We start from the raw sequence: 13,628 nt of genomic DNA, 5'->3' as shown, positions 1-13,628 counted from the left end.
CGTCAACGCGCCCCGTCCCGGTCACGCGGCGCAGTCGTAGAGGCCGTCCTGGCCGTCCACGGCCTTGCAGTTCTCCTGTACGTACGTGGTCACGCCGGTGTCGCCCCTGTCCGGGCCGCCGCGGTCGCCGCCCGACATGACGTAGCGGAGCTGCCCGGAGGAGACGAGCTCCTTGAGGCGGTCCACGGTCATGGCGGGGTCGCTGCCGGTGAAACCGCCCATGGCGAGCACGGGCTTGCCGGTGGACAGGATGACCGGCGACGCCTGCATGGAGCTGTTCACCGCGACCAGCCAGGTGGCCTTGCCCTGGTTCGCCAGGAGGTACTTGACCATGGAGTCGCTGATCCCGCCGCCGGGGCCGCCGCCCATGAAGCCCGCCCGGCCGGTCCGTTCCGTCCCCGAACCCGTGTCCTGGCCGGGCGGCTGTCCCTGCCCGCCGGGGAACTCGCCACCGGAGCCGCCGGGGAACTGGCCCCCGGGAAACTCGCGGAACTCGCCGCCGGGGCCGCCGGGGAACTGGCCGCCCATCCGGCCGAAGCCCATCCCTCCCGCGTTCGGCCCGGCGGTCGGGTTGGATCCGTTCACCTGCGACCGCAGCGGTGTGACGGCGAACGCGGCTGGACCGGCCAGCCCCGCCACCACCGCGGCGGCCAGCGCGACGGCGGCGATCCGGACCGTCACCTGGGCCCGCACCCTGGCCAGCACCAGCACCGCCACGGCCACCAAGGTCGCCCCGAGCACGACCCAGGCCAGCCACGGCGCCCAGTCGGGCGTGCGGCGCAGCACCACGAACGACCAGGCGCCCGTCACGGCCACGGCCAGCGGCAGCGCCCAGGCCCACGCCGGCGAGCGCCGGTACGCCTGCCACATGACCACCCCGCCCATCCCGCACAGAGCCGCCACGGCGGGAGCCATCGCGGTCGTGTAGTACGGGTGGAAGGTGCCGCTGGAGAAGCTGAACACCACGTAGTGGACGGCCAGCCAGCCGCCCCACAGCAGCCAGGCGGCGCCGGACGGCCCGTCCGGGAGCCGCCGCACCCGCATGAGCACGGCGAACGCCAGCGCCACCACGCAGAACGGCAGCAGCCAGGAGATCTGCCCCGCCACGATGTCGTTGAACAGCCGCCCGGCCCCGGCCTCACCGCCGAATCCGGCGCCTCCGCCGCCGCCACGGCCCTGGCCTTCGCCGAAGACGCGGCCCAGGCCGTTGTAGCCGATCACCAGGTCCCAGACGGAGTTGTCCGTCGAGCCGCCGACGTAGGGACGCGAACCGGCGGGCATGAGGTCGACGATCACCATCCACCAGGCGCTCGACACCGCCATGACGGCGCCGGCCGCGAGCAGGTGCCCCACGCGCTTCGCCCAGGAGACGCGGGCGCACACCAGGTACGCCAGCGCGAACGCCGGCACCACGAGGTAGGCCTGCAGCATCTTCGTGTTGAAGGCCAGCCCCACGAAGAGCGCGCACACCAGCAGCGACCGCAGCCGCCCGGTACGCAGCGACTCCAGGCAGAACCAGGCCGCCAGCACCAGCAGCAGCACGAGGACCGTGTCGGGGTTGTTGTCCCGGTTGATCGCCACGGTGATCGGGGTGAGCGTCATGACCACGGCCGCCACCAGCGCGGCCGTGTGCGCGTACCGCCCTCCGGAGAAGGAGCGGCGTACGGCGGAGAAGACCAGGCCGACGGCGGCCACCCCGGCCAGCGCCTGCGGCAGCAGCATGCTCCACGTGCCGTACCCGAAGATCCGCGCGGACAGCCCCATCACCCAGAGCGCCAGCGGCGGCTTGTCCACGGTGATGAACGATCCGGCGTCCAGGGCGCCGAAGAAGAACGCCTTCCAGCTCTGGGTGCCGGAGAGCACGGCGGCGGCGTAGTACTGGTTGGCGTCGCCGCTCAGCCCCCACGCGTAGAGGACGAACGCGACCGCGAGCACCCCCCAGAGCGCGGGCCGCGACCAGCGCGGGTCCTCCGCGGCGCCGAGGAAGACGCGGGCGGCCCGTCCGCGGTCCGCGGGGATCCGGTGCGCGGGCCGTTCGGCGGTGGCGGTCATCGGGCAGTCCTCCTTCGGGGGTTGAAGACCCAGACACGCAGCAGCAGGAAGCGTACGAGCGTGGCGGCGGCGTTCGCGACGATGACCGCGACCAGCTCGACGCCGTGGGAGACCCCGGCAGGCAGGAGCGACAGGGTCCCCGAGGTCAGCACCAGGCCGACGAGGAAGGCGATCAGGCCCTCGAACTGGTGGCGCAGCGCGCCTCCCGACCCCTTGACGCCGAAGGTGAAGCGGCGGTTCGCGGCGGTGTTGGCCACGGCCGTCACCAGCAGCGCGACCGCGTTGGCCGTCAGCGGCGGGACGATCTGCCGCAGCAGCGAGTACAGCACGAGGTAGGCCGCCGTGCTCACCGCGCCCACGATCGCGAACCTGGGCAGCTGCCTGGCCATCCCCTTCGGCAGCTCGGCCCGCTCGACCCGGGCGGGCACGGGGACGCGGGCCGCCCCCCACAGCGTCCTGCGCGCCACCCTGGCCAGGCCGCGCAGGTCGTCGAGCGCGGTCTGAACGATGTCGACCCGGCTGTCCGGATCGTCCACCCAGTCCACGGGCACCTCGTGGATGCGCAGCCCGTGCCGCTCGGCGAGCAGCAGCAGCTCGGTGTCGAAGAACCACTGCTCGTCCTCCACGCCGGGCAGCAGCGCCTGCGCGATCTCCGTACGCACGGCCTTGAACCCGCACTGCGCGTCCGAGAAGCCGGCGCCCATCACGGAGCGGAGCAGCAGGTTGTACGAGCGGGAGATGAACTCGCGCTTCGGCCCCCGCTCCACCCTCGACGCCCTGGCCAGGCGGGTGCCGATGGCGAGCTCGCTGTGGCCGGACAGCAGGGGCGCGACCAGCGGCAGGAACGCGTCCAGATCGGTGGACAGGTCCACGTCCATGTAGCTGACGACGTCCGCCTCGCTCCGCGACCAGACCGTGCGCAGCGCCCGGCCGCGGCCCTTCTCGTCGAGGTGCACGGCTCGTACGTGGGCGAGCTCCTTCGCGAGCTCGGTGGCGATCTGCCAGGTGCTGTCGGTGCTGGCGTTGTCGGCGATCGTGATGCGGAAGCCGTACGGGAAGTTCCCGGTGAGGTAGGTCTGCAGCCGGGTGATGCTCGCGCGGAGCGCCCGCTGCTCGTTGTAGACCGGGACGACCACCTCGACCAGGCGCGTCCTTACTGCTGTTGTCTCCATGCCCCATAGCTCAAGGGGCAGTCATTTAATGGGACTTATCCGATTCTGAGCTGCGCATGAGAGTTCCGGGCAGCTCCATGGTCGCGATGGCTCCGCCACCTGGCGCGTTCGCGAGACGGACCTCTCCCCCGGCCTCCGCGACGGCCTGCGCCACGATCGCCAGCCCCAGCCCGGACCCCGGCAGGCCGCGGGCGGACGGCGAGCGCCAGAACCGTTCGAAGACGTGCGGCAGCTCCTCCGCAGGCAGCCCGGGGCCGTGGTCGCGCACGGTCAGCCGGCCGTCGCGCAGCCGCACCTCGACCTGGCCGCCGGGGCTGAACTTGGCGGCGTTGTCGATGAGGTTGAGCACGGCGCGTTCGAGTGAGGTGGCGCTGCCGACGACGTACCAGGGGCTGAGGTCGGTGACCACCTCGGCGCCGCGCAGCCTGGCCCGCTCGACGGCCGCCGTCACGACCTCGTGGAAGGCCAGCTCGACGTGCGGCTCGTGCTCGGTGTCGCCGCGCGCGAGCTGGAGGAGGTCGGCGACCAGCGTGGACAGCTCGGCGAACTGCGCCTTGACGTTGACCAGCAGGCGCTTCTTGGCCTCGGGGTCGAGGCTGCGGCCCGTCTGCTCGCTGCGGAGGAGGAGGTCGATGTTGGTGCGGAGGGTGGTCAGGGGTGTTCGCAGCTCGTGGCCGGCGTCGGCGACGAGCTGTTTCTGACGCTCGCGGGAGCCGGCCAGTGCGGCGGTCATGGCGTTGAAGGAGGAGGACAGGCGGGCGATCTCGTCGTCGCCCTCGACGGGGATGCGGGTGCCGAGGTCCTCGGTCTGGGCGATGTGCTCCACCGCCCTGGTGAGGCGGCCCACGGGGCGCAGGGCCGTACGGGCGATGAGCAGCCCCGCGGTGCCCGCGCCGATGACGCCGAGGGCGGAGACCACGCCGAGCAGCAGCGCCACGTTGCGCAGGGTGTTCTGCAGGCGGCCGATCGGCCGGGCGTCCATGACGGCCATCCCCGGGCCGACCTGGGCGGTGACGATGCGCATGGGCGAGCCGTCCTCGGCCAGGCCGTTGTGGAAGTGCGGCCTGCCGCCCTGCGAGGCGATGTCGAGATCCTCCTGCGTGACCTTCAGGGCCACGCCCAGGTAGCAGGTGGGGCGGCCGTCACCGTAGATGACCTGCGTCGCCTGGGGCGGGCCGTAAGGTCCCGCGGGTTCGGGCGTGGGCCCGCAATTCTGCATGAGCCAGGGGAGGTCGCTCTTGTGCTTCAGCTCGAAGTCCACCTGGTCGTAGAGCTGCTTGCGTACGATCATGAAGCACGCGCCCGCGCTGACCGCGATGGCCAGCGCCACGGCCACGGCCACCAGGAGGGTGAGGCGGGTGCGGAGGCTACGCCAGATCACGGCGTGGCCCGCAGCACGTACCCCACCCCGCGCACCGTGTGGATCACGCGGGGCTCGCCCCCGGCCTCGGTCTTGCGCCGCAGGTACATCACGTAGACGTCGAGCGAGTTGGACGTCGGCTCGAAGTCGAACCCCCACACCTCGCTGAGGATCTGGTCCCTGGTCAGCACCTGGCGCGGATGCGACAGGAACAGCTCCATCAGCAGGTACTCGGTCCTCGTCAGGTCGAGCCTGCGATCGCCCCGCGTGACCTCCCTGGTGGCCAGGTCCATGCGCATGTCGCCGTACGAGAGGGCGTCACCGCCGTCGGGGGTGGGCACGGCCAGCGCGCCCCGCCGCAGCAGCGCGCGGACGCGGGCCAGCAGCTCGTCCAGCTCGAACGGCTTGACCAGGTAGTCGTCGGCACCCGCGTCGAGCCCCGACACCCGGTCGCCCACGGCGTCGCGGGCCGTGAGCATGAGGACCGGGATGTGGTTGCCGGACGCCCGCAGCCGGCGGCACGCGGTCAGACCGTCGAGCCTGGGCATCATGACGTCGAGCAGCACCGCGTCGTAGGACTCCTGCGCCAGCGCCTCAAGTGCCGCCTGCCCGTCGTTGGCCGTGACGACCTTGTAGCCCTCGAACTCCAGGCTCGACTGCAACGCCTCGCGCAACGCGGGCTCGTCGTCCACCACCAGCAACCGTGCGGGCTCACTCATGGGACAAACGCTAGAGGCTCATCATGAGAACCTGATAAACGCACTCATCCGCGTTTCATGAGGATCACCACGCGACAGGCATCGCTTTGAGGCCGAAGATGGGCCCGTCGCCCTTCATGGGCAGCTCCTCGTCGGGCACCGTGACCCGCAGGCCGGGGACGCGCTCGAACAGCGTGCGCAGCGCGATCTCCATCTCGGCCCTGGCCAGGTTCTGGCCCAGGCACTGGTGCACACCGTACCCGAACGCGACATGGTGGCGGGCCCCGCGCTCGACGTCGAACTCGTCCGGCCGCTCGAACGCCCGCTCGTCCCTGTTGGCGGAGGCTCCGAGCACGAAGATGCCCTCGCCCTTCCTGACGAGCTGCCCGCCGATCTCCTGGTCCTCGGTGGCCACCCGGTCGAACGCCACCCAGTCGACCACCGAGTGGTAGCGCAGCAGCTCGTCCACGGCCATGGGCCACTTGTCCGGGTTCGCGCGCAGTGCGGCGAGCTGGTCCGGGTGGCGCATGAGGGTGAGCGCGGCGAGCGGGACCATGTTGGCGGTGGTCTCGTGACCGGCGACGAGCAGCAGGAAGATCACGCCCACGAGCTCGTCGTGGGTGAGCTGCCCGCTCTGGATCAGCCGCCCGAGCAGGTTGTCCCCGGGCTGCCGCTCGACCTTGGTGACCAGGCCGTCGAGGAAGTCCCTGATCTCCATCATCGCGGCCCGGCTCACGTCCGGATCATCGAAGTTGGACAGCGCCTGCCGGGTGCGCGACTGGAAGAACTCGCGGTCCTCGTACGGGACCCCGAGGAGCTGGCAGATGACCAGCGACGGCAGCGCCAGCCCGAACGCCTCCACCAGCTCCGCCTCGTCGCCCTTGGCCAGCATGTCGTCGATGAGCTCGTCGGTGATGCGCTGGATGCCGGGCCGCAGCTCCTTCATGCGCCTGACGGTGAACTCGGGGATGAGCAGCCGCCGGAACCTGCCGTGTTCGGGCGGGTCGAGGTCGATGAAGTGGCCGACCGCGAACGCCCGCAGCGCGGCCCGCTCCTCCGGCGTCGGCGGCTCCGGTTGGAGCGCCCAGTGGGGGTGGCCGGGGGTCTCCGGGTTGGTGCTGATGCCTGTGCCCGACAGGACCTGCTTGGCCTCGGCGAGCCTGGTGACCAGCCACACCTCGCCGCCGGGGAGTGAGACCCGGACGAGCGGGGCCTCCTCGCGCATCCGCTCGTACTCGGGCGGGGGCGCGAAGGGGCAGGTGCGCTGGACGGGGAAGGTCTGAGCCATAGTCTTGCTCCCTATAAGCCGGATCGCATTGCTTACTTACGCGAAAGTAAGTGATCGCGAGGCCGGCCGTCAAGTGATGGGAGCGGCATGGCAGGGCGGCGGACGGACACCAAGGACCGGATCCAGCAGGTGGCGCTGGAGCTGTTCGCCGAGCGGGGATACGAGCAGACCACGTTGCAGGAGGTGGCGGAGCGGCTGGAGATCACCAGGCCGGCGCTCTACTACCACTTCCGCACCAAGGAGGCGATCCTGGCCAGCGTCGTGGAGGGGCTGCTCTCGTCGCTCGAGGAGCTGGTGGAGTGGGGGCGTGAGCAGCCCAGGACCCCCGAGGCCAGGCGGGAGATCCTGCGGCGGATCGGCGAGCTGCTCGAGGACCAGTGGCAGCCCCTGGTCAAGTTCGCGCAGGTGAATCAGGGCGTGATGCAGGAGATACCGACCGGCGAGCGGATGCGGGCCGAGATGCTCAAGATGGTGTCGCTGCTGGAGGTGCCGGGCGCGAGTCCGGTACGGCGGTTCGAGGCGCGGCTGGCGGTGGTCGCGGTGATCATGGGGAGCGTGGCGTTCCCCATCGACATGGACGTGCCGGAGTCGGAGCGGCAGGCCGTGGCCATGGAGGTGGCCATGAAGCTGATCTCCGAGGACTGACGCTCCGGCGGATCAGCGCCGCAGTACCGCCATGGCCGCGTTATGCCCGGCGATTCCGCTCACGCCGCCACCCCTGCGGGCGCTCGCCCCGCACATCAGGATGCGTTCGTGCTCGGTCTCCACGCCCCATCTCTCGCCTTCTTCCGCGTACGGCCAGCTCAGGTCGGTGTGGAAAATGTGGCCGCCCGGAAGCCCGGCCTCCCTTTCGAGGTCCACAGGGGTTCTGGCCTCGACGCACGGGGTGCCGTCGGGGGCCTTGAGCAGGCATTCTTCGATGGGCTCTGCCAGGACGGAGTTGACGGACGCGAAGGTGGCCGCCAGCGCCGCTTTCCTGGCTTCTTCTGGATTTTTCCGGAAAAGTCGGGCGGGCAGGTGGAGGCCGAAGAGCGTCATCGTCTCGGCCCTGCCTCTGAGCTCCGGGCCGAGAATGGACGGGTCAGTCAGCGAATGGCAATAGACCTCCGCCGGGGGCAATTCCGGAATTTGGCCTCTTACCGCCTGTTGATATGCCGTGTCGAGCTGGTCGCGTCCCTCGTTGATGTGGAACGTACCGCTGAAGGCCGCCCGGGGATCCACGGACGCGTCCTTCAGCCGGGGCAGCCTCGTCAGCACCATGTTGACCTTGAGCTGCGCGCCCTCGGGCACCGTCGCGGGACGGCGCAGCACCCGGTCGAGCACGGCGGGCGGCAGGTTGACCAGCACGTGCCCGCCGTTCACCGTGTGCTCGCCGTCCCCGGCCGCGAACGTGACCTCGCCGGACGACGAGATCCCGACGATCTCGGCCCCGGTCCTGATCTCGGCGCCCGCCTGCCTGGCCGCCGCCTCGAGCGCCCCGGAGACGGCGCCCATGCCGCCGACGGGGACGTTCCACTCGCCGGTGCCGTCGCCGATCACGTGGTAGAGGAAGCAGCGGTTGGCCAGCAGGTCGGTGGCGGGGTCGGCGAACGTGCCGATCAGCGCGTCGGTGAGCACGACGCCGCGCACGGTGTCGTCGCCGAACCGCTCGGCCACGGTCCGGCCGATCGGCTGCCGGAACAGGTCACGCCACGCCTCGGGCCCGACGAGCCGCTCGACCTCGGAGGCGGTGGGAAGGGGTTCGAGCAGCGTGGGCGCGATGGCCCGCGCCACGCGGGCGGTCAGGCCGTAGAAGTCCTGCCACGCCTTGTGGTCGGCCGCACCGCCGGTGACGCGCGCGAACGAGGCCGCCGTCGCCCGCGCGTCCTCGTTGTCGACGAGCAGTCCGGTGTCGCCTTTGGGGGTGTACGAGGCGTAGCGGCGGCGGCGCAGCTCCAGGTCGAGCCCGAGATCGCGGACGATCTGGGAGGGGAGGAGGCTGACCAGGTAGGAGTAGCGCGACAGCCGTACGTCGACGCCCGGGAAGGCCCGCGCGGAGATCGCCAGGCCGCCCACGTGGTCCTGACGCTCCAGCACCAGCACGCTGCGCCCGGCCCGGGCCAGGTAAGCGGCCGCCACCAACCCGTTGTGCCCGCCTCCGGCCACGACCACGTCATACGAACCCATTCCCGCACCCTACGACCGACCCCGCACCACCCGTCAACGCACACAACCGGACATTTCTCCCGGCGTCCGCCGATCTTCACGCGGCCCGGCCGGCCGTCACACGGCCTCCCTGGCGCTGGCGGGTCGCTGGCGTGGGCGGCACCGCTCGTGTGATCCTCAGGTGGACGACCGTCCGACCAGCGCCGCAACGTGTCGTGTTCTGAACAAATCGCGTAAAATTCGCCGTTCGCCCTAACAGGCCAGGACCTCTCAAGGAGCACAAAACACACATGCGCAGCACCCCCGACTCCGTTCTCCAGCCGTCTGACGAGGTCGCCGAGGCCCTGGCGAGTGGCGCGCCCGTCGTGGCCCTGGAGTCCACGATCATTTCCCACGGGCTGCCGCAGCCGCGCAACCTCGAGGTGGCGCGCGAGCTGGAGGGGGTCGTCCGGGCCGCGGGCGCCGTGCCGGCCACGATCGCCGTGCTGGACGGCGTACCCCGCATCGGCCTGAACGAGGCGGAGCTTGAGCGCATCGCCGGCGAGCCCGGCCTGCGCAAGCTGGGACAGCGGGACCTGCCTGTGGCCGCGGCGCTCAAGGCCAGCGGCGCGACGACCGTGTCCGCCACGTCGTTCCTGGCCGCCCGCGCCGGCATCCGGATCTTCGCCACCGGCGGGCTGGGCGGCGTGCACCGCGGATGGACCGAGGACCAGGACGAGTCGGCCGACCTCGACACGCTGGCGCGTACCCGCATCACGGTCGTCTGCGCCGGCGTCAAGTCCATCCTCGACGTGCCCGCGACGCTCCAGCGCCTCGAGACGCGCGGCGTGACCGTGGCGGGATACCGTACGGACACCTTCCCCGGCTTCTACCTGCACTCCTCCGGCCTGCCGATCGACTGGCGGATCGAGTCGCCCGACGAGGCGGCGGCGATCATGCGCGGTCAGGACGCGCTCGGCGGCCAGGAGACGGCGCTGATCGTCGCCAACCCGGTCCCCGAGGACCAGCAGCTCGACCCGGAGCTCCATGACCGGGTGCTGGCCGAGGCGCTGGCCGCCGCGGAGCGCGAGGGCGTCAAGGGGCAGGCGATCACGCCGTTCCTGCTCTCGTACCTGGTCGACGGCACCGCCGGCGCCTCCCTGGAGGCCAACCTGGCCGCCGTGCGCGGCAACACCGCCCTGGCCGCCCAGATCGCCCTGTCCTGGGCACGATCGTGACGGGCAACGCCCTCCTGGTCGTCGGTGACGTGGTCACCGACGTGGTGGCGTTGCACGGCTCGCCGGTCATGTCGGGCACCGACACGTCCGCCGACATCGTCCTGCGCCCCGGCGGCTCCGGCGCGAACACCGCCGCCTGGGCCGCCCGCCTGGGCGCCGACGTGCGCCTGCTGGCCCGGCTCGGCTATGACAGCAGCGAGTGGCACACCACCGAACTGGCCAGGACGGGCGTGCGCACGCACGTCGTCGTCGATCCCGACCGCCCGACCGCGGTCGTGATCGCGATGGTGGACAGGACCGGCGAGCGTACGATGCTCACCAACCGCGGCGCCGGCGGCCTGATCTCCGAGGCCGACTGGGACCCCGCCCTGCTCGACGGCGTCGCGCGGCTCCACCTGTCCGGCTACGTGATGTTCGCCGACGCCGGGCTGCGGCTGGCCAGGCGGGCGATGGCCGAGGCGGCGGCCGCCGGGATCGCGATCAGCATCGACCCGGCCTCCACCGGCCCGCTGCGCGACTTCGGCGTCGAACGGTTCCTCCGCGAGTCCGCCCCCGCCGGGCTGATCCTGCCGAACCTCGACGAGGCCCTTCTGCTGACCGGCGCCACCACCGCGGAGCGCGCCGCCGTACTTTTGAGTGAGACTTACGGCACAGCGGTCGTGAAGCTCGGAGCGCAGGGCGCGGTGGCCGCCGTGGACGGCGAGATCGTCGCGACGGCCGCGGGGGTGTCCGCCGAGGTCGTGGACTCGACGGGGGCGGGTGACGCGTTCGCCGCCGGCTTCCTCACAGGAACTTTGCAGGGTGTCAGCGAAGAGGCGGCTTTGGAGGCAGGTTGCCGTGCTGGTGCGGAATGTGTGGCCCAGGTGGGCGGTCGGCCACGGTACGGTTTGGATCTGAACCGTCTTTACCCTATTCACACTGATTGATAGCTTGCCGCGTAAGCTGCACCATTAGCCACACGCGTTACGGCCAGCACCACGCGGCCCACTGGGGAGGATAAGGTCCGCCGATGGAAGTCGAGTCATCGATCTGCCTGAGCGACCTGGTCCCTGCGCTGCGCTGGAGCCGCCCACAACAGGTGGCCGAGGCGCTGGGCGATCCGCGTCTTCCCGCGGGGTGGTGGTCCTCGCTCGCGCTCTCGAGGGCGCTCGGCACGGCGGGGCTCGACTGGATCTGCGAACGTCTGGCGCGGCTGGCCTCCTCTCGCTGGGATCATCTGCCGCTGTGCGACCTGCTGCCGGCGCTGACCGTTCATCACGTCGATCCGGCTCTGCCGGGCTGGCCTGAGGCCACCCGTACGGCGATCACGGGGCTCGGCGGCTGGCAGCGGCTGCGCCGCCTGTCCCCCAGCGACCTGGGCACGCCGTCGGCGACGCCGGAAGCGGTGATCGGGTCGGTCTTCCGCGAGATCCTCGGCCGCATCCCGGCCCAGCGGGAGGCCCCGGTCACGGCCGAGCATCCTGAGGTCACCCGGCCGCTCCAGGTTTCGCCCCGGGGCACGGGCTCCTTCCCGGCCCAGCCGGACGGGGGGCCGCAGACCGGCACGTTCGCCGCCGTGGGCGGCTCCACGGCCGAGGACGCCGGGCAGCGGCCGGGCGCCACCGGCCCGTTCGCGAGCCAGGGCCAGGCCGCCTCCCTGCCCCCGGACGGCGCCCCGCAGCGCCAGACGGGCTCGTTCCCGGCCCTGCCCGTCTCGGGGCCGCCCTCGGGCGTCCAGACCGGGTCCTTCGCCGCTCAGCCCTCGGACCCCGCCCCACAGCGCCAGCCCGGTTCCTCCCCCACGCAGCGGCCGGCGGATCGCCAGACCGGCTCCTTCCCAGCGCAGCAGGGCGAACCCCTTCCAGGGCAACAGCCGCCCTCTGACCGCCAGAGCGGCCCTTTCCCGGCGCAGCAGTCCGCGGACAGCGGCCCGCAGCGGCAGACGGGGGCGTTCCCCGCGCAGGGCGGCTCTGGACCGGCAGAGTCCCAGGGCGGTGGCCAGCGCCAGAGCTTCGCGGGCGAGGGCCTGCCGCAGCGCCCGGCCCCCGGTCAGCCCGAACAGCTCCCGCAGCGCCCGACGGGCCCGCAGCCCGGCCGCCCGGACGCCGGCCCGATGTCCGGCGGACCCTCAACCGGGTCGATGCCCGCCGTCCCCGGCGGCGGCCCTGGCACCGGCTCGATGCCCGCCGTACCAGGCGGCGGCCCTGGCACCGGGTCGATGCCCGCCGTCCCAGGAACCACGTCCGGCGGCCCGGCAACCGGATCGATGCCTGCCGTCCCCGGCGGCGGCCCCGGGACCGGGTCGATGCCCGCCGTCCCAGGGACCACGTCCGGCGGACCCGCGACCGGATCGATGCCCGCCGTTCCCGGCTCGGGGGACAACTCCAAGGCCGGCGGCCCTTCGCGTTATCCGGCACCTGCCCCCGGCGCGCCTTCCGGCGGTTCTGTGCCCTCCGACACCGACCACGCGATGGTCCGGGTCGTGGACAGCCTGTTCCGCAGCCTGGACAAGCTGGAGCTGGCCGTGGCCGTGCACCGGCTGTTCGCACAGGATCCGGTGAGCCTGCGCACGCTGGCCCACAAGATGCTGGTGGAGCGGGAGGCGCTCTCCCAGGCGCAGCGCACCGCCGAGGAGCGGGTGCTGAACTGGCTGCGCTCCTCGGAATCCGCACCGGTCACGGGGCACATGTTCCGCCTGACCGAGTGGCTCGGCGCGGCGGCCACCGAGGACCAGCTCATCGGCGCCGACCCGGCCCACCCCGTGATGGTGCCCTCGCTGCGTACCCCGCTCTGGCGCGTGCTGGTGACGCTCATGCCCGACCGCCGCCTCCAGGACGGCTGGCTGGTCGTGGGCGACATGTACGGCTTGCAGGCACGTACGAGGCAGCTGCTGGCCGCCAGCCCGCCCGACGCGGACGTCGTGGAGCTGATGGCCGAGCTCGGCATCCGCGCCCACTCCGCCAAGGCCTGGCTCGACGCCCTGCCCCCGGAGACCGGCCCCGACACCGCCGCCTCGGCCCCCTCACCCGCCCAGCCCCTGCCCCGCCGCACGCCCGGAGCCAACGGCCACCACCACCGGGGCGGCCAGCCCATCCCGGCGGCGTCGGCCAGCTCGATCGACCCCTCCGCCGCGCTGGCCACGCTGTCGGCGCTGTCGGGCGGCCGCTCGCCGATGCTCCCCGGCCCTCTGGTGGGCACCCCTTCCACGCCGCCTCCGCCGCTGCCCAGCCCGTCCTCGGACCCGCGCCGCTGGCAGCGCATCGAGGTGACCCCGGAGCACCTCCGGGGCGGCCCCGTGCCGGTGCCGGAGGGGTACGCGGCCCAGCTCGGCATGCGCCCCGGCACGCTGCTGTCGGTGACGGGCCCTGGCGACAACGCCATCGTCCTGGTCTGGCAGGGCCACCAGCCGGTCTTCGACTCCCTCCAGCCGGTGCTGATGCGCCTGAACGCCCGGCCTGGAGACCAGGTGTACGTCACGGTGGACGGCTACCGCCTAGAGGCCCAGCTGACCGGCTGACGGCCCCGGGGCCCTCAACGCCCCTCCGCCACACTCACGCGCTCAGGACGGCCCATCGCCACAGCTGAGCGGGAGACGCCGCACTGCCACGCCCACGCACTCAGGACGCCGCCACGCCGCCACGCCGTCGCTGCGAGGCGCGCAGGAACGGCTGCTCGACGACCCGGCGTGGCCCGGCCCAGCACCGCTCGGCGCAGCGC

The 13,628-nt window shown here is 72.3% G+C and carries 10 protein-coding genes; 4 read left to right on the top strand and 6 right to left on the bottom strand.

The window, feature by feature from the left end:
- Positions 1–21 precede the first annotated feature (21 nt).
- From AB0J64_RS34770 to AB0J64_RS34750, 5 genes are all read right to left on the bottom strand, one after another.
- Positions 22–2,052, bottom strand: coding sequence for a glycosyltransferase family 39 protein (locus AB0J64_RS34770; RefSeq protein ID WP_364036652.1), 2,031 nt, complete (start codon positions 2,050–2,052; stop codon positions 22–24).
- Positions 2,049–3,224 carry a bifunctional glycosyltransferase family 2/GtrA family protein gene (locus AB0J64_RS34765; protein WP_364036649.1) on the bottom strand — a complete coding sequence of 392 codons (1,176 nt, stop codon included), beginning with the start codon at positions 3,222–3,224 and terminating at the stop codon, positions 2,049–2,051. Before AB0J64_RS34765 ends, AB0J64_RS34770 begins: the two co-directional genes overlap by 4 nt.
- Positions 3,225–3,249: 25 nt before the next feature.
- The gene (locus tag AB0J64_RS34760) at positions 3,250–4,605 is read right to left on the bottom strand and encodes a HAMP domain-containing sensor histidine kinase (RefSeq protein WP_364036646.1); all 1,356 of its coding nucleotides are present in this window, start codon (positions 4,603–4,605) and stop codon (positions 3,250–3,252) included.
- Positions 4,602–5,303: a response regulator transcription factor gene (locus tag AB0J64_RS34755; protein WP_364036643.1), complete on the bottom strand. Its 702-nt coding sequence runs from the start codon at positions 5,301–5,303 to the stop codon at positions 4,602–4,604. Before AB0J64_RS34755 ends, AB0J64_RS34760 begins: the two co-directional genes overlap by 4 nt.
- Before the next feature lie 64 nt (positions 5,304–5,367).
- Complete coding sequence (locus AB0J64_RS34750; protein WP_364036640.1) at positions 5,368–6,570, bottom strand: cytochrome P450; 1,203 nt, start codon at positions 6,568–6,570, stop codon at positions 5,368–5,370.
- 87 nt (positions 6,571–6,657) lie between these two features.
- Between AB0J64_RS34750 and AB0J64_RS34745 the strand changes: the two genes are divergently transcribed.
- Positions 6,658–7,215, top strand: coding sequence for a helix-turn-helix domain-containing protein (locus tag AB0J64_RS34745; protein ID WP_364036637.1), 558 nt, complete (start codon positions 6,658–6,660; stop codon positions 7,213–7,215).
- A gap of 12 nt (positions 7,216–7,227) precedes the next feature.
- On the opposite strand, the gene AB0J64_RS34740 is transcribed toward AB0J64_RS34745, so the two are convergent.
- The gene (locus AB0J64_RS34740) at positions 7,228–8,736 is read right to left on the bottom strand and encodes an NAD(P)/FAD-dependent oxidoreductase (protein ID WP_364036634.1); all 1,509 of its coding nucleotides are present in this window, start codon (positions 8,734–8,736) and stop codon (positions 7,228–7,230) included.
- A gap of 269 nt (positions 8,737–9,005) precedes the next feature.
- On the opposite strand from AB0J64_RS34740, the gene AB0J64_RS34735 reads away from it, so the two are divergent.
- The 3 genes from AB0J64_RS34735 (at position 9,006) to AB0J64_RS34725 (ending at position 13,428) form a co-directional block, all read left to right on the top strand.
- Complete coding sequence (locus AB0J64_RS34735) at positions 9,006–9,932, top strand: pseudouridine-5'-phosphate glycosidase (protein WP_364036631.1); 927 nt, start codon at positions 9,006–9,008, stop codon at positions 9,930–9,932.
- On the top strand, positions 9,929–10,858 hold the full coding sequence (locus tag AB0J64_RS34730) for a PfkB family carbohydrate kinase (protein ID WP_364036628.1): 930 nt from the start codon (positions 9,929–9,931) through the stop codon (positions 10,856–10,858). The genes AB0J64_RS34735 and AB0J64_RS34730 overlap by 4 nt, the downstream gene beginning before the upstream one ends.
- A gap of 83 nt (positions 10,859–10,941) precedes the next feature.
- Positions 10,942–13,428 carry a hypothetical protein gene (locus AB0J64_RS34725; RefSeq protein ID WP_364036625.1) on the top strand — a complete coding sequence of 829 codons (2,487 nt, stop codon included), beginning with the start codon at positions 10,942–10,944 and terminating at the stop codon, positions 13,426–13,428.
- Positions 13,429–13,628 lie beyond the last annotated feature (200 nt).

This window comes from Nonomuraea sp. NPDC049695, assembly GCF_040674955.1.
GTDB lineage: Bacteria > Actinomycetota > Actinomycetes > Streptosporangiales > Streptosporangiaceae > Nonomuraea > Nonomuraea helvata.
Note: the sequence above shows the minus strand (reverse complement) of the source record. Positions and strands in the feature narration are given on the sequence as shown.

Bases quoted from the DNA above. Each gene is read 5' to 3' on its own strand.
- AB0J64_RS34770 (WP_364036652.1), bottom strand. From the start codon at position 2,052: ATGACCGCCACCGCCGAACGGCCCGCGCACCGGATCCCCGCGGACCGC.
- AB0J64_RS34765 (WP_364036649.1), bottom strand. From the start codon at position 3,224: ATGGAGACAACAGCAGTAAGGACGCGCCTGGTCGAGGTGGTCGTCCCG.
- AB0J64_RS34755 (WP_364036643.1), bottom strand. From the start codon at position 5,303: ATGAGTGAGCCCGCACGGTTGCTGGTGGTGGACGACGAGCCCGCGTTG.
- AB0J64_RS34750 (WP_364036640.1), bottom strand. From the start codon at position 6,570: ATGGCTCAGACCTTCCCCGTCCAGCGCACCTGCCCCTTCGCGCCCCCG.
- AB0J64_RS34745 (WP_364036637.1), top strand. From the start codon at position 6,658: ATGGCAGGGCGGCGGACGGACACCAAGGACCGGATCCAGCAGGTGGCG.
- AB0J64_RS34740 (WP_364036634.1), bottom strand. From the start codon at position 8,736: ATGGGTTCGTATGACGTGGTCGTGGCCGGAGGCGGGCACAACGGGTTG.
- AB0J64_RS34735 (WP_364036631.1), top strand. From the start codon at position 9,006: ATGCGCAGCACCCCCGACTCCGTTCTCCAGCCGTCTGACGAGGTCGCC.
- AB0J64_RS34725 (WP_364036625.1), top strand. From the start codon at position 10,942: ATGGAAGTCGAGTCATCGATCTGCCTGAGCGACCTGGTCCCTGCGCTG.